We start from the raw sequence: 19,774 nt of genomic DNA on the forward strand, positions 1-19,774 counted from the left end.
GTCGTGTCGTCATGTCGTGCGCAGATGTTGGGCAAGGGACTGGACGGTGGGGTACCGGTACAGCTCCGCCAGGGCTATTGGTCTGGTGCCCAATCGCCGTTCCAGCCGGGTCCGGACCATGGCGAGGGTGAGCGAGTCGCCGCCGACGTCGAAGAAGGCCTCGTCGAAGTCGAAGTCGTCGGTCCCGAGCACCTCGGTCCACACGTCCCGGATCAGTTCCTCGGCGTCGACCGCGGCCGGGTAGGCCGGGTCGGCCCCGGCGGCCGGCGCCGCAACGTCGGGCAGTGCCGCGGCGGCCACCGGCTCCGCGACGCCGCCCCGGTCCACCCCAGCTGCCGGGGCGAACAGCGCGCCGAGGGCCCGCAGGTCGACCTTGCCGTTGCGGTCCAGCGGGAACCGCGCCACCGCCTGCCAGCGCTGCGGACGCTCGTAGGGGGCGAGCAGCGGCTCGACGGCCGCCCGCACCCGGTCCAGGACGCCGGCGTCGGCCTTGACCGCCGCGCAGAGCCGCTCGTCGGCCAGCAGGACGACGGCGTCCAGCACCCCGTCCTGCTCCTTGATCCGGCGCTCGACGGCGACCGGTTCGATCCGGTACCCGGCGACCTTCAGCTGCCGGTCGACGCGGCCCAGGAAGAGCAGCCGCCCGTCCGCGCCCCAGCGGGCCAGGTCGCCGGTGCGGTACTCGCGCCCGCCGGAGCGCCCGCCGTCCCGCTCACCGACCGGCTCGCCGAAGGACTGCGCCGTGCGGTCCGGGTCGCCCAGGTAGCCGTCGGCCAGTCCCGCGCCGGTGGCCCGCAGTTCGCCCACCGCCCCGGGCGGCACCGGCCGCCCGTCCGGGCCGGTGATCCGCACGCCGGTGCCGTGCACCGGGCGGCCGATCGGGAACGGGTCGGACACCTCGGACACGCCGTCGACGTGGCACACCGTGGTGAACGTGGTGTTCTCGGTGGGCCCGTAGCCGTTGGTGACCCGCAGTCCGGGCGACTGTTCGAGGACCCGCCGGACGTGGGCCGGTGAGACCACCCCGCCGCCGGTGAACACCTGGCGCAGCCCGCGCAGCGCCTCCGGCCGGTGGTCGGCCACCAGGTGGAACAGGCCCGCCGTCAGCCAGGCGTGGGTCACGCCCGCGGCGGGGAGGAACCGGGCCAGGCTGTCGGGTGTGGGCTCCGCGGGCGGGTGGACCACCACGGTCGTCCCGCTCGCCAACGGCACCAGCAGCTCCAGGGTGGAGGCGTCGAAGGCCAGCGGGGAGAGCCGCAGCATCGACGGCCCCGGCCGGTCGAGGGACGGCTCGACGTCGGCGGACACGTCCGCGTCCGCGCGCAGGTTCACGTCGGCGAACAGGTCCGCGTCGTCCACCAGGCGCAGCACCGCGCGGTGCGGGACCACCACGCCTTTGGGGACACCGGTGGTTCCCGAGGTGAAGGAGACGTAGGCCGCCCGGGCGGGCTCCGGCCGGTACGGCGCGATGCCGGGCCCCGCCCCGGCGGGCCGGCTCGTCGGGAGCGTCCGGCCGGGACCGGCCTGCGGGCACCGGGGGACGTCGGCGAAGGCCGGATCGTCGGCCGTCCCGCCGATCCGGGCGGCGGCCGTGACCGCGTCGGCGATCCGGGCGCGTCTGTCCGCCGGGGCGGCCGGGTCCACCGCCACCCAGGCGGCGCCCAGGCGCAGGGTGCCGAGCACGGCCACGGCCTCCGCCGCCGATCTCGGCAGTTCCAGGACCACCCGGTCACCGGCGCGGACGCCGCAGCCGTGCAGCAGCTCGGCCTGGTCGAGGGCGTGCGCGTGCAGCTGCCGGTAGGTCAGCGCGTGGCCCGCGTCGGGGTCGAGCAGCGCGGTGGCGTCGGGACGCTCCCGCACCTGCCGCTCGAACCGGCTCCACAGGTCGTCGCCGGTCGTGGCGTCCGCGCCCTGGCCGAGTTCCCGCAGCCGGGCCAGCTGGCCGGCGGAGAGCCCGGCGATCCGGTCCACGGGCGCCCGAGGGTCGACCGCGAGCTCGGCCAGCACGGCGTGCAGCGACTCGGCCAGTTCGCCGATGTCCGCGGCGCTCTGCGCCGAGGTCGCGTACTCGATCGCCAGCCTGGGCCGCGGCGACCAGGACTGCACGTACAGCAGGGCGTCGAAGGCCGAACCCGCACAGTGGCCCTCGTACACCCGCCAGGTGCCGCCCGCCGTCCCGAAGGAGTCGGGGACCAGCTCGTGGTGGGCGGCGAAGCCGAGCTGCGCCACCGGATTGCGGGTCCCGTCCACGGTGCCGTCCAGGCCGCTGACCACGCGGTCGAACGGCAGGTCGGCGTCGGCGAGCGCGTCCGCGAGCGCGCCGGCGGTGGCCCGGACGTGCTCGGTGACCGGTCGGGCGCCGTCGATCCGGCAGCGCACCGGGACGATCCGGGTGCAGAGCCCGACGACGTCCTCCATGCCGGCCTCGAAGCGGCCCGCGGCCGCCACGCCGAGGACCAGGTCGGTGGTGCCGATCCGGCGGGCCGCGGCGAGCGACCACGCCGCGAGCAGCACCGAGGTGACGGTGGTCCGGCAGTGCCGGGCCAGCCGGTCCACGCCCTCGGCCACCTGTTCCGGCAGCTCGAACACCAGCCGGGCACCGGTGCCGTCGGTACCGTCCGCGCCGCCGGCACCGGCCGGGTCGGGTCCGCCGGGCAGGGTCGCCACCAGTGGGGCGCCGTCCAGCCGCCGCCTCACCCCGGCCATGGCCTGCGCCAGGTCGCCGGAGGCCTCCCGGGCGGCCAGCCGGGTGCCGGTCCAGTCCGGCGACGGGCCGGGCCCGGGCAGCGCGCCCGGCCCGTCCTCGTACAGCCGGGCGAACTCGCGCCACAGCACGCCGATGCTCCAGCCGTCGGCGAGCGCGTGGTGCACCAGGACCGAGAGCAGGGTCTCGGTGCCGGCGACGGTGCGGACGAACACCACGGGCGGACGGTCGAAGGGGCGCAGCAGTTCCCCGGCGCGGGCGGCGTACAGCTCGTGCACGGCGCGCACCGCGTCCGCCCCGGCAGGCAGGGTCTGGTGCAGCAGCCTCGGTTCGTGGGAGGCGGGCAGCACCACCCGGCGCACGGTCCGCTCCTCGCCGGACGACAAGCGATCACCCGTGGAGCCCGTGGAGCCCGTGGAGCCCGTGAACATCGTGCGCAGCGATTCGTGGCGGGCCGTGAGGGCGCGCAGCGCGGCCCGGACGCGCCCGAGGTCGAGCGGCTCGGGCGGCCGCAGGGTGAAGAGCAGCCGGTAGGGCCGGTCCTGGCCGGCCAGGTGGGCGGCGAGCATGGCCCGCTGCCCGGGCAGGAGCGGGCGCGGCTGCGGGGCGGCGGCCGGGTCGGCGGGCGGCGGGACGCTCGGCACGAAGGGACGCGCGCCGGCCAGGACGGCGGCCAGCGGGTCCGGGCCGAGCAGTCCGGCGACCTCGACGTCGCGGGACAGCCGGCGCTGGCCGTGGGCGCCGAGTGCGATCGCCTGGAGCGAGGATCCGCCCAGGGCCGTGAACGACTCGGCCCGGTACCGGGCGCCGGCCTCGTCGGCCGGCAGCCCGAGTACCTCGACGACCAGTGGCAGCCAGTCGGCGGCGCGCCCGGGGGCGACGGTCATGCCCGACCGCCCTCGGCCCCCGCCGCCCCGGCTCCGGCCTCCACCGCTTCCGCTGCTTCCGACGCCTCCGACGCCTCCGGCTCGTCCCGGCCGGCCACGGCCAGCAGGTCGCCGTAGCGGGGGTTGTGCAGCACGTCGGCGAGGTCGACGGGACGGTTGAGCTCCTGGCGGATCAGGGTGCTCAGCCGCAGCGCGCTCAGCGAGTGGCCGCCGAGGTCGAAGAAGTCGTCGTGCTCGTGGACCTCGTCGACGCCGAGGACCTCCATCCAGAGCTGCTCGAACTCGGCGACCCAGTCCTGCTCGGTCCGAGGGTTCATCACAGGTGCCTCTCCTTCGCGGTGGCGGGGATCTCCAGGTAGTGCCGGGTGGGGGCGAACGGGTAGCCGGGGGCGGGGACGCGGCTGCGGCCGCGGTCGCCCTCCTCGTTCCAGGGGCCGCCGATCCCGAGCTGCCAGAGCAGGCCGACGGCGGCCAGCATCCGGTCGTAGGCGCTGCTCATCTCGGGCAGTTCGACGCCGAGGTGGGGGAAGACCTGGGTGCCGATCTCCAGCCAGGTGGCCGGCTCGGGGTCGACGGTCGGCGGCGCGAACGTGCCGTCGCCGGGCTCGTCGAAGCGGCTCGCCCAGTAGTCGGGGTCGGCGGCCTGGGCCGCGGTGACCGGCGCGCCGTCGGCAGGGGCGTACAGCCGGGCGGTGGGGGCGGCCGGTCGCCAGTCGGAGGGCCGTCGGCCGAGGGCCAGCTCGATGCCGGTCGCGAAGTCGAACACACCGGCCGTGCAGGCGGCGGCGACCGCGCCGGGGCCGTTGCCGGTGAGGGCGACCGGGCGGAGGCCGCGGCGGCCCAGCGCGTCGGTCCAGGCCATCGCGACGGCGAACCGGCCCACCCGCTCCTTGGTCGCCGGGTCGGCGTCCTCGCCCAGCGGGCGCAGCGCGGCGTAGCCGAGGTCGATGATCCGGCGGAAGTCGGGGTCGATGTGGTAGCAGTGCCCGCAGCCGGGCAGTTGGCCGCCGCCGGTGAGGTGGTAGCCGACGCCGCGCTCGGCGGCCTGCGGGTCGGTGCGGCGCACCGGCAGCAGCGGCTTGAGGTCCTCCTCGGGCATCCGGACGGTGAAGCCGCGCCAGGGGAGTTCGGTCCGCCCGGTGCGCAAGGTGTAGGCGACGTCGCCGAGTTCGGCCGGCGGCAGGTCGGCGAGGAAGGAGTCGACCCGGGCCAGGCTCTCGGTGGCCGCCTCCTCCGTCCGGGCCGAGACCAGCAGCAGTTCGCTCGCCGGGCGGCGGGGCCTCCTGGGCGTGGTGGCCGGCGGGGCCTCCTCCAGGACGATGTGGGTGTTGGTGCCGCCGATGCCGAAGGAGCTGACGCCGGCCCGGCGCACGCCGTCGATCGTCGGCCACTCGGTGGCGGTGGCGGGCACCCAGAAGACCGACTTCTCCAGTTCGAGGGCGGGGTTCGGCGCGGTGAACAGGCCCACCGGCGGGATGGTGCGGTGTTTCAGGGCGAGCACGGTCTTGACGACGGCGGCGACGCCGGCGGCGGTGTCCAGGTGGCCCATGATGGACTTGAGGGCGCCCAGGGCGGCCTTCGGGCGGTCGCCCCGGTCGGTGCCGAACACCGAGCGCAGCGCGGCGAGTTCGATCGGGTCGCCGAGCGGGGTCGCGGTGCCGTGGGTCTCGATCAGCCCGATGGTGTCGGGGTCGATGCCGCCGGCCGCGAGCGCGGTGCGGATGGTGGTGGCCTGGCCCTCGACCCCGGGCGCGGTGAAGCCGGCCTTGCGGGCGCCGTCGTTGACGGCGGCGGTTCCGGCGATCACCGCGTGGACGGTGTCGTTGTCCCGGATCGCGTCCTCCAGGCGCTTGAGCACGAGGACGGCGCCGCCGTCGGCGTCCGCGGTGCCGTCGGCGGCGACGTCGAAGGTGCGGCAGTGGCCGTCGCGGGAGAAGGTGCCGCCGGGGGCGTAGAAGTGGCCGCGCCGGGTGGGCGGGCCGGAGGAGGCGGCGCCGGCGAGGACCATGTCGGCCTCGTAGGTGAGCAGGCTCTGCACCGCCAGGTGGATGGCGACCAGTGAGGTGGAGCAGGCGGTCTGCACGGAGAAGGCCGCGCCCTGGAGGTTGAGCTTGTAGGCGATCCTGGTGGCGGCGTAGTCCTTGTCGCTGGAGGTGAGCACGCCGAGTCCGCCGGCCGACTTCACCGCGCGGACGTTCGGCCACAGGATGTCGAGCAGGTAGACGTTCATCCCGGTGCCGACGTACACGGCGGTGCGGTTGCCGTCCGCGCCGATCGGCGGGTAGCCCGCGTGCTCCAGCGCGCCCCAGGCGCATTCGAGCAGGATCCGCTGCTGCGGGTCCATCAGGACGGCGTCCTGCGGCGAGTAGCCGAACAGCCGGTGGTCGAAGTGGTCGTAGTCGTCCAGGACGGCGCGGGCCGGGATGAAGTTCGGGTTGTCGGCGACCTCCTCCGGGACGCCCCAGCCGAGGAGTTGCTCGCGCGAGAAGAAGGAGATCGACTCGACGCCGTTCTTGATGTCGTGCCAGTAGCGGTCGAGGTCGCGTCCGGCGCCGGGGAGCCTGATCCCCATGCCGACGATCGCGATCCGGTCCTGCCCGTGTCCCTGGCCCTGGCCCTGGCCCTGTCCCCGGTCCTGGTCGTCAGACATGCTCGTGCCCCCTGTTGAGTCGGCGCCTTCGGGCGAGTTCGTCACGGCCGCGCTTGCGCAGCGCGGTCCGGTCGTCGGCGGGCACGTCGGTGTGTGCCTGCCGGAAGTGCGCGGCGCAGGCGGCGACCGTGCCGTGCCGGAACAGGTCGGTGACCGAGAGCTCCAGCCCGGTCAGCGCCATCCGGTCCCGCACGGTGATCAGCGCGAAGCTGCTGCCGCCCACGTCGAAGAAGTTGTCGGTCGGTTCGAGGTCGGGCCGGCGCAGCACGTCGGCCCAGATCGCGCGGATGCGCGAGGTGAGCGTGTCGCCGTTCGCCTCCCCCTGGTCGGCGGTCGGCGGGGCGGTGCGCAGGACCGGGGCGGCGGCCCCGGCGGCGGCGTGCTCGGCGAGCAGGCGCCGCCGGTCGACCTTCCCGTTGGCGTTCAGCGGGATGCGCTCCACCGGCAGGATCCGGGACGGCACCATGTAGCCGGGCAGCTCCTCCCGGACCAGGGCGCGCAGTTCGCGCTCCTCGCCCGCCCCGGGGTCGGCGCAGACGAACGCGATCAGCTCCTCCGCCTCCACCACGGCCACGCACTGGCGCACCCCCGGGCGGCGCAGGAACGCCGCCTCGACGTCGGCGAGTTCGACGCGGTGGCCGCGCACCTTCACCTGGGTGTCCTCGCGGCCGATGTACACCAGTCGGCCGTCGGGGGCCCAGCGGACGATGTCCCCGGTCCGGTAGAGCTCGCCGGGGGTGTACGGGTCCTCGCCGAACCGGGCGGCGGTGAGGCCGGGCTCGCCGATGTAGCCGGCGGCGACCAACTCGCCGGCGAGGTACAGCTCGCCGGGCACGTTGACGCCGGTGGGCCGCCGGTCCTCGTCCAGCACGTAGCAGCGGTTCGCCGGCAGCGGCACCCCGATGCTGCCCTCCCGCACCCGGCCGAGTTCCGCGGCCGGCACCTCGATCACGGTGTTCACGATGGTGGCCTCGGTGACCCCGTACATGTTGACGAAGACCGCGGGCAGCCGCTCCGGGTCGACCAGCGCGGCCAGCCGGGACCAGCTCAGCGCCTCGCCCACCAGCACCACGTACCGCACCGGGGAGCGGTCGCCGTCCAGGGTGGCGAAGAACGGCGGCAGCACCCGGTAGAGCAGGCTCGGCGTGAGGTTGACCACCGTGACCCGTTGCTCGTGGATCAGCCGGGCCAGCCGCTCGGGGTCGAGCACGTCCTCCTGGTCGGCGACGACCAGTCGGCTGCCGGTGGTCAGGGCGCCCAGGATCTCCAGGACCGACACGTCGAAGGAGAAGTTGTGCGCGGCCAGCCAGCTGTCGCCGCCGTCGGTGGCCAGGCCGCACGGGCGAGGGCCGAACAGGGCATCCAGGCCGCGGTGGCGGACCATCACGCCCTTGGGCACGCCGGTGGATCCGGAGGTGTACATCACGTAGGCGACGTCCGACGGTTCGGGCCACCGGACCGGGTGCTCGGGCTCGCCCTCCGCCCGGTGGGCGTCCGACTCCGTCGCGCCGTCGGCGCGGTGGGCGTCCAGCCGGACCGTGTCCCGGCCCTCGGTGAGCTGCCGGGCGAGGTCGGCGGTCCCCTCCTCGACCAGGACGACGGCCGGTCCGGAGCTGTCGAGGATGTGCTCCAGGCGCCGGCGCGGGTGCGCGGGGTCCAGCGGCACATAGGCGCCGCCGGCCTTCCACGTCCCGAGGATCGCCGCGAGCATCGCCGGGGAGCGGCCGAGCAGCAGCCCGACCCGGGTCCCGGTGCGCACTCCGGACCGGCGCAGCGCGGCGGCGATCCGGCCGGACCACTCGTCCAGCTCCCGGTAGCTGGTCGTCCGCCCCCGGTGCACCAGCGCCACGTCCTGCGGCGCCGCGGCGGCGTGCTCGCAGAACAGCCGCAGCACGGACGGGCGGGGAACGGACGGACGGGGAACGAACGGCCGGTCCCCCGCCGGGAGGCTGCCCGCCGCCGGCCCGACCGGCGGGTTCCAGCCCTCGGTGAGCAGCCGGTGCTCCCGCGCGTCCACCATCGCGGGCTCGCCCTCCGGGTCGTCGACCAGGGACTCCAGCAGGGCGTGGAAGTGCGCCATCAGCCCCTCGACGGTCGCCGCGTCGAACAGCTCGGTGCTGAAGTCGGCACGCAGGAACGGCGAGCGGGTGGAGACGTCCAGGGTCAGTCCGAGGTCGAAGCGGGCCGCCTCGATCTCGACGTCGACCTCGGACACCGTCAGCCCGGTGAAGTCCGGCACGGTGAAGGTGAAGTTCTGCACCGTCAGCATGGTCTGCAAGACCGGGGCGTGGCTGAGCTGGCGCTCCTCGCCGACCGCCTGGACGATCCGCTCGAACGGCACGTCCTGGTCGCCGAGCGCGGTCAGCGCCGTCCGCCAGGTCCGGGTGACCAGTTCGGCGAAGCTCGGCCCGCCGGTCAGGTCGACCCGGACCGGCAGCGTGTTGACCAGGCAGCCGACCAGCTGCTCCTCCGCCTCGTCCAGCCGGTTGGCGACCGGGACGCCGATCACCACCTCCGGCTGGCGGGCGTGCCGGGACAGCACCCTGGCGTAGGCGGCGAGCGCCACCGCGAACAGGGTGACCCCGTGCTCCTTCGCCCAGTCGGTGAGCCGTTGGACCAGCTCCGGGTCGACCGGCCGGCGCAGCACCGCACCTCGGTGGGTGAGCACGCCGGGCCGGGGCCGGTCGCTGTGCAGGGCGAGCTTGGGGGCGCCGGCCAGCAGTTCGCGCCAGTGCTCCAGGCGCCGGGTGTGCTTCTCCCACAGGGTGCGCTGGGCCTCGGCGTACTCCAGGTAGGTGGCGCTCGGCGCGGCCGTCGCCCGGCCGTTGTACTGCGCCGCGATGTCGTCCAGCAGCAGGCCGACCGCCCATCCGTCGCAGGCGATGTGGTGCACCAGCACGACCAGCGCGTGCTGGTCGGCGCCCCAGGTCACGATCCGGGCCCGCAGGACCCGGCCGTCGGCCAGCGCGAACGGCACGGCGGCCTCGGCGGCCACCAGTTCGCGCAGGTGGCGGTCCTGGTCGGGACGGTCGGCCGGCGGGTGCGCGACGGCGGTGAGGTCGGGCTCCGCCGTGTCGTGCACCAGCTGCGTCAACTCGCCGTCGCGCACGGCGAACCCGGTGCGCAGCACCGCGTGCCGGGCGGTGACGGCGCGGACCGCCGAGGCCAGCCGGTCGTGGTCCAGCGCGCCGGTCATGCGCAGCGCGAACGCCACCACGTAGGCGGGGTTGCCCGGTTGCAGCTCGTTGAGGAAGTAGAAGCGCTCCTGGGTGAACGAAGCCCTGCCGCTGTCGGTCATGCCGCCCCTCCGGTGTCCATGACGGCCTCCGGGCGGGCGGTGCCCGCCATCGCGTCGGCGCTGCGCCGCGCGGCGGGCCCGATCAGCGCGGCCGCGGCGAGCATCAGCCCGGCGATCGCGATCCAGCCCCAGAAGCCTGCCGAGATGACCAGGCCGGAGAAGAGCGCCGGCCCGGCGATGTTCTGGGTCGCCACATGCAGGTCGAACGCGCCGAGGTACTCGCCCTCGGCGTGCTTGGGGGCCAGCCCGAAGGCGAGGCCCCAGGCCGAGGCGGACTGCATGACCTCGGCCACGGACAGCAGCAGGGCGGTCACGACGATGGCCGCGGTGGCCGGCGCCGTCGAGTGCCACAGGGCGGTGACCGAGGCCGCCGCGCAGCCCGCCGCGATCCACAGCCCGGCCCGGCGGGCCGTCGCCGCGGCGCCCGCGACCGTCTCGGCGCCCTTGCTCGCCCGCACCTGGAACAGGATGACGAAGACGGTGTTGACCACCAGGAGCAGCGGCACCAGGAAGGGCCGGACGGCGGCGCGCTCCAGGGCCCACAGCGGCAGCACCACCATCAGCAGGCTGATGTGCGAGGCGAGTACGGTCGACAGGCCGACCACGCCGAGGAAGCGCAGGTCGCGCACCGCGCCGAAGGGCCGGGGCCGCTGTTCCGGGTCGCCCGGCGGACCCTCCGGCAGGCGGGTCACCAGCAGGGCCGCGAGGCCGAGCAGGACCGCCGCCACCGCGGGGATCAGCACCAGCAGCCGGGTGCTCAGCGCGGCCGCGGCGGCGACGCCGATGCCCGCGCTGAAGCCGACGTTGAACACCGTGCGCATGGTGGCGTTGAGCCGGACCCGTTCGCCCTCCGGGATCACGGTGGCCAGCAGCGCGTTCTCGGTCGGTCCGATCCCGTAGTCCAGGAAGCCGACCAGGGTCACCAGGACGTAGAACTGGATCGCGTCGTCCACCGCGGAGTACAGCCCGAAGCCGACGGCGACCGCCGCGAACAGCAGGAACAGCAGGGTGCGTTTGCGCATCCGGTCGGCGATCATGCCGAAGAGCACCGAGGAGAGCAGGCCGGCGAAGCCCGCCAGCGACAGGCCGATGCCGACCTCCGCGGCGGTCAGCCCGACGTGCAGGGTGAAGTAGACGATGCTGCCGGAGAGGAAGACGCCCTTGCCGGTCGCCTCGGCGAACCGGATCGCCAGCAGTCGCCGGCGCAGCGCGTCGGCGGGGATCAGCCGGCCGAGCAGGCCGGTGGTGCCGCCCACGGATCCGGCCATCTCAGTACTCACCCCGTCCGTAGGCGAGGAGGGTGGCGACCCGCTCCGGCTGGGGTGCGCGCGCGGCCCCGAGCGGGGCCAGCACCCGGGCCCAGCCGTCCAGCCGCTCGGCGTCGAGGCCGGTGGCGGCCGCCAGGGCGTCCCGGCGGCCCACCATGTCCGCGAGGTCCGCGCCCTCCAGCACGTAGTCCGCCGCGTCGAAGCAGCGTTCGCCGACGCAGGCGATCGGGCTGCGGGCCACCAGGCCCCGGCGGTCCGAGGTGAGCACATTGCCCAGGTGCAGGTCGCCGTGGAGCAGCACCCGCTCGGGTTCGGTGGCCAGCAGCCGGTCGGCGGTCCGCCTCGCCTCCGCCACCTCGGCCCCGCCCTGCTCGGCCCAGCCGAGCATCAGGCCGAGCCAGTCGGCGGCCTGCCGGGGCGCGCTCGCCGGGTCGCCGACCGTGTGCAGGTCGTCCAGGAACCGGGCGTAGTCGGCGGCGTAGGGCGGCCGCGGCAGGTCCTCCACCGGGGTGCCGGGCCGGACCGCCTCCAGCAGCGCCGCGCCCCGGCTGCTCCCGTGCACCTGGGGCACCCGGCCGCCGGGCGCGAACTGCCGCAGCATCGCCACTTCCTCGGCGAGGGCGTAGGCGTCCGGCGCGAGCTTCAGCTCGGCCTCGCCCATCGGCCCCGTGCAGGAGACCAGCACGGAGGTCACGGCCGACGAGTAGTCGACGCCGGCCACCTCGCCGATGTCGAGTTCCCACTCCCTGGCCAGGGCCGCCACCTGTTCCGGCAGCGAGGCCACCCAGCGGTGGTTCACCTTTCCCCGGCGCATGAAGTCGGCGATCGCCTGCAATCGCCCGGTTATCAACTCCAAATCCAGCAAGAGGGACACCCCTTCCATGAGTCGCTTCGTGGTTGGTCGGACGGGTGGGGACGGCCGAGCGGTCCCGCCCCGCTGGCCATCGCCACGGGAGGAGCGTCCGACAGGGCCGTGCAAGGCCGATGGAATGCCTGTGCAAACCCTGTTGAATACGCGTGGCCGGGGTTTCGACGCGGATCAACAACCCTTGACGCTGACCGTTCACGTAGGTTCAATTTCCCAGCGGCCACCGGCCTTTCGGGGGAAGAAATGACAGAAACCAGCGTCTTTTTCGGGGTCCTGGGCCCCGTCGAAGTCCGTGTCGACAGCGCAACCGTCGCGCTGCCGGCCCGGGTCAGAGTCCTGCTCGCGGCGCTCCTGTGCCGTCCCAACCGGACGGTCAGCGTCGACGAGCTCACCGACATCGTGTGGAGCAACGAACCGCCCGCCGCGCCGGCCACCCTGCGCAGCCATGTGCTGCGCCTGCGGCGCCTGCTGGGCGAAGGATCGGACCGGGTGGTGACCACCGGTCCCGGGTACCGGATCGAGGTGGGGGCGCGGACCGAACTCGACACCCTGGTCTTCGGCGAGCACTGCGAATCGGCCCGCGACGCCGCGCGGTCGAGCGACTGGCCCGCCGTCTGGACGGCGGCCTCCGCGGCCCTGGGCCTGTGGCGCGGCGCGCCGCTGGCCGACGTGAACTGCGACCGGCTGCACCGGGACGAGGCGCCGGGCTGGGCCCAGTCCCGGGTGGAGGTCACCGAGTTGGCCGCCCGGGCCGGTCTGGAGCTGGGACGCGCGGCCGAGTCCGTGCTGCTGCTCACCCGCCTCGCCGCGGAGGAGCCGCACCAGGAGGGCGTGCACGCCCTGCTGATCGAGGCGCTCGCGGTCGCGGGCCGGCGGGCCGAGGCGCTGGCCGTCTACCGGCGGCTGCGCACCGCGCTCGCCCGCGACCTGGGCATCGAACCGGGCGCCCGGATCGCGGCCGCCCATCAGCGGGTACTGCGGTCCGGCGGCAACTCCGCCGCCCCGCAGGAGAGTTCGCAGCGGGCGGCCGGACCGGAGCGGGACCGGCCGGGCGGGCCCGACCCCGCCGGCGGCGCCGCACGGGCGACGGGCCCCGTCGCGGTACCGGACGCGACCGGCGCGGTGCTCCTCGGAGCCCGTCCCGCGCCGGACGAACCGTTCACCGAACCGCGCCCGCTCCCTGCCGAGCCGTTCACCGTCCGGCGTCGCCTCCCGGCGGAACCGGTCACCGTCCTGCGCCAACTCCCGGCCGACCTGCCCTTCTTCAGCGGCCGCACGGAGGAGCTGCGGACCCTGCTGGCGGCCCCGGCCGCCGGACCGGCCGGGGCCGCGGCCACCGTGCTGGTCACCGCCATCGAGGGCATGGCCGGGGTCGGCAAGACCCAGCTGGCCGTGCACGCGGCGCACGAACTGGTCCGCGCCGGCCGGTTCGGCACCCTGCAGCTGTACGTGAACCTGCGCGGCTTCGATCCGGACCGGCCCCCGGCCGACCCCTCCGACGTCCTGGCGGGCCTGCTGCACGCCCTCGGCGTGGACCGGTCGCTGATGCCCGAGGGCCTGGACGCGCGCGCCGCCCTGTTCCGCGACCGCCTGCACGGCCGCGAGGCGCTGCTGCTGCTCGACGACGCGGCCGACGCGCACCAGGTCCGCCCGCTGATCCCGGCCGACCCCGGCTGCCTGGTGCTGATCACCAGCCGGCGCAGCCTGGCCGGGCTCGACGGCGCCCGCTCCCTGCCGCTCGCCGCCCTGGCCCCGGCGGACGCGCTGCGGCTCCTGGCCGAGCTCGCCGGCACCGAGCGGGTCGCCGACTCCCCCGGGGCCGCCGCCCAGGTCATCCACGCCTGCGGGCACCTGCCGCTGGCGCTGGTACTCGCCGCCGCGCGCCTGCGGGCCCGCCCGGCCTGGCGGCTCGCGGACCTCGTCGAGTACCTGAGACCGGGCGGGATCAGCGCCCTGACCACCGGCGGCCGCTCGCTGCGCGCCAGCTTCGACCTCTCCTACCGGCGCCTGCCCGAGGAGGCCCGGCGGGTCTTCCGGCTGCTGGCCGTCCATCCGGGACGCGAGTACACCGCGCCCGCGATCGCCACGCTGGCCGGTGTCGACCCGGCGGCCGCGCGCGAGACGCTGGAACTCCTGGTGGACGAGAACCTGCTGATCCAGGACACCCCGGCCCGGTACCGCCTGCACGACCTGCTGCACGCCTTCGCCGCCGAGCTCACGGAGGGCGGGGCCGGCGACCGCCTGGCCCTCCACCGGCTGACGGTCTGGTACTGCCACACCGCCCGCGCGGCGGACGAACTGCTGCGCACCCGCTCCTCGGCGGTCCGCCCGCGCTACGCCCCGCCGCTGCCCCCGCCGGTGCTGCCCGCCCTGCGCTTCCCGGACCACGACCGGACGCTGGCCTGGCTGGACGCGGAGCGCGCCAACCTCACCGCGGTGCTCTCCCGCGCGGCCGAACAGGGCCACGGCACCCTGGTCGCCGCGCTGGCGCTCTCGCTCAGCCGGTACCTGCACACCCGGGGTCCGGCCTCGAGCCTGCTGTCGGTGCTGCGCACCACCCAGGCCACGGTCAGCCCGGAGGCGGACCCGGAACTCGCCGCCCGGGTGCTCACCGAGCTCGGCGACTGCCACGCGCTCACCCGCCGGTACCAGGACGCCGTCCGGCACCACGAGCGGGCCCTGGAGCTGCACCGGGCCAACCACGACCGGGACGGCGAGGCCGCCACGCTGCTCGGCCTGGGCAGCGCGCACGACCGGCTGAACCGGCCGCAGGAGGCGGTCCGGTGCTGGCGGCAGGCCCGGGTGATCTTCGCGGAGCTGGGCAACCGGCTCGGCGCGGCCACCTGCCTGGTGAACCTGGCCCGGTCGTACCGGACGCTGGAGCGGTTCGACGAGGCCGTCTCGCACGACCGCGACGCGCTGGCGGCCTTCCGCGGCCTCGACGACGAGCACGGGCAGGCGCGGGCGCTGGCCGGGCTGGGCGAGCTCCACCAACTGCTGGACCGCGACGCCGAGGCCGTCGGCTACCGGCGCCAGGCCCTGCTGCTGTACCGGCGGGCCGGCGACCGCTACGCCGAGGCGGAGGTCCTGGACGGGCTGGGCACCTCGTACTCCCGGCTCGGCCGGCCCGAGCAGGCCGTACGGGCCTGGCGCGGTGCCCACTCGATCCTGACGGACATCGCGCACCCGCGGGCCGAGGAGATCGAACGGCACCTGGCCGGGGCGGCGGCCGGGCACGCCGGGAGGCTCCCGGAGCAGCGGTCGTACGCACGGTCGCGGTAGCGGCGGCGGGCAGCAGCGGCTGCAGCAGGAACAGCGGTCGGGCGGGTCGTTCCGGGAACGTGGTGTTCCCGGAACGACCCGCCCGACCTCGTTCATGCTCCGTGTGGCGTCACCGCGGGTTCAGCGCCCGGTTGTCGGCTGCCGGGTTCACCGCCCGGGTTCACCGCCCGGCTCATCGCTCGGGTTCACCGCCGGCGCCGGGCCGGCTTGGGCAGCGCCGCCCGGTCCAGTTTGCCGTTCCGGGTCAGCGGCATGGCCGCCAGCACCACCGTGCGCGCCGGCAGCATGTAGCGGGGCAGCACCTCGGCCAGGTGCGCCGCCAGGTCGGCCGGCTCCTGCCCGTCCGAGGTCACCAGGTAGGCCACCAGGGCCGGGACGGCGCCCAGGTCCTCGCGCAGCAGCACCACCGCCTCCGACACCGCCGGATGGCCGCACAGCACCGCCTCGATCTCGCCCAGTTCGATCCGCAGACCGCGCAGCTTGACCTGGTGGTCGAGCCGGCCGAGGAACTCCAGCCGCCCGCCGGCCGTCCACCGCACCAGGTCGCCCGTGCGGTACAGCCGCGCGTCCGGCCCGGTGCCGAAGGGGTCCGGCACGAACCGCTCAACGGTGAGGTCGGGCCGGCCGACGTAACCCCGGGCCAGCCCCACGCCGCCCAGGTACAGCTCTCCCGGCGTGCCGATCGGCACCGGCTCGCGCGCGTCGTCCAGGACGTGGGCCGTGGTGTTGGCGATCGGCACACCGATCGGGACCCCGCCCTCCGGGTCGTCGTCCCGGCAGGTCCAGTGCGTGACGTCGACCGACACCTCGGTCGGGCCGTACAGGTTGTGCACCTCGGCCCGGCTGCGCTCCCGGAACCGCCGTACGACGGCCGAGGTCAGCGCCTCACCGCTGCACACCACCCGGCGCAGCGCCGTGCACCCGGAGACCCCCGGCTCCTCCGCGAAGACCGCCAGCATCGACGGCACGAAGTGCGCGGTGGTGACCCCCTGCTCCGCCATCACCCCGGCCAGGTAGGCCGGGTCCCGGTGCCCGTCGGGCCGCGCCATGACCAGCCTGGCGCCGGCCAGCAGCGGCCAGAAGAACTCCCAGACCGACACGTCGAAGGTGTACGGCGTCTTCTGCAGCACCACGTCGTCCGGGGTCAGCCGGTACCGGTCCTGCATCCAGAGCAGCCGGTTGACGATGCCCCGGTGCGGGATCGCCACCCCCTTGGGGCGCCCGGTCGAGCCGGAGGTGTAGATGATGTACGCCAGGTCGGCGTCGGAGGGTTCGCGCGCGGGCGGCGGGGCCTGGACCGCCGGCGGGGTGCCCCCGTCGAGCGGCAGAAGCACGGAGCCGGTACCGGCGAACAGCGGGGCGAAGGACTCGTCCGCGAGCACCACCGCCGGGCGGGCCTCGTCCAGAACGGTCCGGATCCGCGCCGCCGGGTGCTCGCAGTCCAGCGGCAGGTAGGCGCCGTCCGCCAGCAGCACGCCCAGCAGGGCCACCACCAGGGCGACCGAGCGCTGTGCGCAGACCGCCACCGCCGCGTCCGGCCCGACCCCGTGCGCCCGCAGGCGCTCCGCCAGGGCACCGGCCCTGGCGACGAGTTCGGCGTAGTCGATCTCCTCGGTCGCGTCGCTGACCGCGACCGCCGCCGGGGTGCGCCGGGCCCGGTCGAGGATGTGCTCGTGCAGCCGGCGCGGCTCGCCGTGGTCGACGGCCGTCCGGTTGAAGCCGAGCAGCCGGGCGCGTTCGGCCTCGGGCAGCAGCTCCAGCCGGTCGACCGGGCGGCCGGGGTCGGCGAGGGCGGCCTCGGCGAGGCGGCCCAGCCGCAGTCCGGCCGCGACGACCGTCTCCCGGTCGTGGCGGTCGGCCCGGTAGCGCAGCACCCCGGCCGGAGCGGGCGCGAGGTGCAGTTCGAGGTCGTGGCCGCCGCCCTGCCGGGCGTCGACGGGCTGCGGCTCGCCGGGACGGCCCACCAGCACCTGGCAGGGTGCCAGCGGCCCGGCCCCGCCGGCGAACCCGGCCAGCGCCAGGATCCGGTCCGACGGCACGTCCTGGTGCCGCTCCGCCTGCCGCAGGGTGTCGGCGGTGGAGCGCAGTCGGTCGAGGAAGGTGGTGCCGGGGGCGAGGACGGAGCGCAGCGGCACGGTCCCTTCGCCCCGGCCGCCGGTGCGCGGCACGGCGATCACCACGTCGTCCTGCGCGGCGCAGCGGTGCAGCAGGACCTGCACCAGGGTGACCAGGACGTCGAACGGACGGCAGCCCTCGGCGGCGGCCAGCTTGTCGACGCGCTCCAGCAGCGACGCGGGCAGGGCGAACGGCACCGTTCCGGTGTCACCGGCTCCGTCCGGTCCACCCGCTCCGCCCGACCCGCCCGCGGCGCCGAGGAGGCTCGGCAGGCTCGACCGGGCGGGCGCACCCGCGAGGTGTTCCGCCCAGAAGCGCTCTCCCGCGCCGTTCGGGTCATTGGGATCAGCGGTTCGGATCGAATCTTCCGAATCCTCGGGAACGGCCGGAACGGCCGGGACTTTCTGATCGTTCGAAAACGCGCTTGCATTCTCCAGGCTCATGAGGCCCCCATGTCGGACGAACACGACTGAGCAGACAGGGAATTCACAAGGCGGGAAGACGGGAATCGGGCTCCGGGGCGGACCGGACGACAGAACCGGCGAGGGCCGGCTGACGATTCCCCCATGCGCTTTTCACCCTAGCGCCGGGCCGAGCCCGTGCGAACAGGAAGACCTCGACTGTGACCTGCGTCACGCGATGCTCCGAGAACCCCCCGCCCGTCGCGTGCCCCATCACCGGGGATTCAGCCGGTGCGCTTGCCGATCGACTCGGCCACTCACCGGCCACACCGGGAGGGCGCCGTCGGCCGGAGAGGTTGTACGAGAGGGATCGGTAGGACGCTGGTGCGCGGACCGGCCGGGTGGGTACGGCGGAGGTGGGCGGCGAACCGGCCGAGCCGCGGGCCGCAGTTGGCGTGGTCGGCCCCGGGGCTACGGGTGGTTCAGCTGGACGGTGGTTCGATCGCGAGGGCGTGCCGGAAGACGCCCCGGGGGTCCCAGCGGGCCTTGATCTTTTGCAGGCGAGGGTAGTTGGCCTTGTAGTACAGGGTGTGCCACGGGGTGCCGGAGGTGTTCCAGGCCGGGTCGGCGAGGTCCGTGTCCGCGTAGTTGATGTACGAGCCGTCGCTCACCTCGCCGGGCACGGGGACGCCTCCGGTGTCGCGGTACACGTCCCGGTAGAACTCGCGGACCCAGGACAGTCGGGAGGCGTCGTCCGCCTCGTCGGCCCAGACGGTGTAGTGGACGGCCTTCATCACCGAGTCCCGCTGGGCGACGGCGGTGGCGTCGGGGGCGACGGCGTTGACCCGGCCGCCGTAGCCGACGAGGAGCAGGCCGCTCTGGGTGTCACCAGTGCCGTTGGTCAGGTGCCGGTGGACGGTGGCGAGTTGGGCGTCGGTGAACCCGCGGCGCAGGTATCCGGCCTTGTCCTTGTACCGGCGGGTGCCGATGTCGCCGGGCTCGCCGGTACCGGGCCAGGTCGCGGCCTGCAGCCAGGGCAGTCTGCGGGGGAACGTCGCGGGCGGGGTGGCACCGGCGCCCGAGGTCACGGCGGAGACGAAGGCGGTCAGCAGGGCCTCGGCGTCCGGAAGGCCCGCGTCGATCTGCACGGCCATCCGGACGGCACCGGTGGCGCGGTGACCGGCGATGAGGACCGCGTACAGGTGCGCGGCACGCGAGTCGGGGGCGCTGTTGCGCTCGTGCCAGGTGCCGAAGTTGCGGAGCAGGGCGCTGAACGCGCCTTCGGTCATCCGCTCGTCCCAGGGCCAGACGACCAGGACCGCCAACAACTCGCCGGGCGCGGCGGGCAGGAGGCGCGCGGGGTCGTCGTGCGGCCGGGCCCCGGCGCCGCCCGGCTGCGGGGAGCGCAGCCAGTAGCGGGTGACGACGCCGAAGTTGCCGCCGCCGCCACCGGTGTGGGCCCACCACAGGTCGTGGTGCGGATCGTCGGGATCGCGGGTGGCGACGACCGCGCGGGCGGTGCCGTCCCGGTCGACGACGACCACCTCGACGGCGTGCAGATGGTCGACCACCGAGCCGTACCGCCGGGAGAGCGGACCGTACCCGCCGCCGACCAGGTGACCGCCCGCGCCCACCTCGGGGCATCCCCCCGCCGGGATCGTCACGCCCCACCCCTTGAACAGGGTCCGGTAGACCTGCCCGAGGGTCGCCCCCGGCTGCACGGCGAAGGCGCCCATCGCGGGGTCGAAGCCGACGGCGTCCATCGGGGAGAGGTCCAGCAGGAGCCGTACCTCGGGGTCGGCGGTGAAGTTCTCGAAGCAGTGGCCGCCGCTGCGCACCGCGATCCGGCGGCCGGTGCGGACGGCGTCGGAGACCGCCCGTACCACCTGCTCGGTGGAGCCGACCACACGGATCTCCTGGGGGCTGCCGACGAAGCGGAAGTTGTTGCCGCGCGACAGGCTTTCGTAGCGGGTGTCACCGGGGCGGACCACGACCGGTCCGAACGGCGCCGATCCGCTCCCGCCGACCGCCGCCGCCTGGGCCGACCCACCGGCGGAGGCGCCGACGGAGGCGCCGACGGCGATCGCGCCGGCCCCGGTGAGCAGTTGGCGCCTCCCCAACCCCGGCCCCGGCGCCTGGTCCTGGTCCTGGTCCTGGTCCGTCGATCGTTCCATCGCGTCGTCCTCCCACGGCGTGCGGGAACTGCTCGGTACCCGCACGCTACCCGCCAGCCCCGGCCGGGCGTCCTCGCCGCACCCCGGAATTCGGCACACCTCACTTGATCGGGCGCCCGGCGCCAGG

9 protein-coding genes are annotated in these 19,774 nt (G+C 75.2%); 1 reads left to right on the plus strand and 8 read right to left on the minus strand.

Annotation, left to right across the window (positions count from 1 at the left end):
- Window positions 1-9 precede the first annotated feature (9 nt).
- The 6 genes from ACW14Y_RS01160 to ACW14Y_RS01185 are packed head-to-tail and all read right to left on the minus strand — an operon-like array spanning window position 10 to window position 11,642.
- A complete protein-coding gene (locus tag ACW14Y_RS01160) occupies window positions 10-3,591 on the minus strand; it encodes an amino acid adenylation domain-containing protein (protein ID WP_456985543.1) in 3,582 nt (1,193 codons plus the stop codon).
- Complete coding sequence (locus tag ACW14Y_RS01165; RefSeq protein ID WP_402725154.1) at window positions 3,588-3,908, minus strand: acyl carrier protein; 321 nt, start codon at window positions 3,906-3,908, stop codon at window positions 3,588-3,590. Before ACW14Y_RS01165 ends, ACW14Y_RS01160 begins: the two co-directional genes overlap by 4 nt.
- Window positions 3,908-6,241, minus strand: coding sequence for a type I polyketide synthase (locus ACW14Y_RS01170; protein WP_456985544.1), 2,334 nt, complete (start codon window positions 6,239-6,241; stop codon window positions 3,908-3,910). Before ACW14Y_RS01170 ends, ACW14Y_RS01165 begins: the two co-directional genes overlap by 1 nt.
- The gene (locus ACW14Y_RS01175; protein ID WP_456985545.1) at window positions 6,234-9,539 is read right to left on the minus strand and encodes a non-ribosomal peptide synthetase; all 3,306 of its coding nucleotides are present in this window, start codon (window positions 9,537-9,539) and stop codon (window positions 6,234-6,236) included. Before ACW14Y_RS01175 ends, ACW14Y_RS01170 begins: the two co-directional genes overlap by 8 nt.
- A complete protein-coding gene (locus tag ACW14Y_RS01180) occupies window positions 9,536-10,807 on the minus strand; it encodes an MFS transporter (protein ID WP_456985546.1) in 1,272 nt (423 codons plus the stop codon). Before ACW14Y_RS01180 ends, ACW14Y_RS01175 begins: the two co-directional genes overlap by 4 nt.
- Window position 10,808: 1 nt before the next feature.
- Window positions 10,809-11,642 (minus strand): aminoglycoside phosphotransferase family protein, encoded by an 834-nt coding sequence (locus ACW14Y_RS01185; protein ID WP_456985547.1) that lies wholly within the window; start codon window positions 11,640-11,642, stop codon window positions 10,809-10,811.
- A 276-nt stretch (window positions 11,643-11,918) separates the two neighbouring features.
- On the opposite strand from ACW14Y_RS01185, the gene ACW14Y_RS01190 reads away from it, so the two are divergent.
- Window positions 11,919-14,957 carry an AfsR/SARP family transcriptional regulator gene (locus ACW14Y_RS01190; RefSeq protein ID WP_456985548.1) on the plus strand — a complete coding sequence of 1,013 codons (3,039 nt, stop codon included), beginning with the start codon at window positions 11,919-11,921 and terminating at the stop codon, window positions 14,955-14,957.
- 185 nt (window positions 14,958-15,142) lie between these two features.
- Here the strand turns inward: ACW14Y_RS01190 and ACW14Y_RS01195 are convergent, their stop codons facing one another.
- On the minus strand, window positions 15,143-17,515 hold the full coding sequence (locus ACW14Y_RS01195) for a non-ribosomal peptide synthetase (protein WP_456985549.1): 2,373 nt from the start codon (window positions 17,513-17,515) through the stop codon (window positions 15,143-15,145).
- Between the two features lie 440 nt (window positions 17,516-17,955).
- Window positions 17,956-19,647 carry an FAD-binding oxidoreductase gene (locus ACW14Y_RS01200; protein ID WP_456985550.1) on the minus strand — a complete coding sequence of 564 codons (1,692 nt, stop codon included), beginning with the start codon at window positions 19,645-19,647 and terminating at the stop codon, window positions 17,956-17,958.
- Between the last annotated feature and the right edge of the window lie 127 nt (window positions 19,648-19,774).

It is taken from the genome of Kitasatospora sp. cg17-2 (assembly GCF_054031055.1).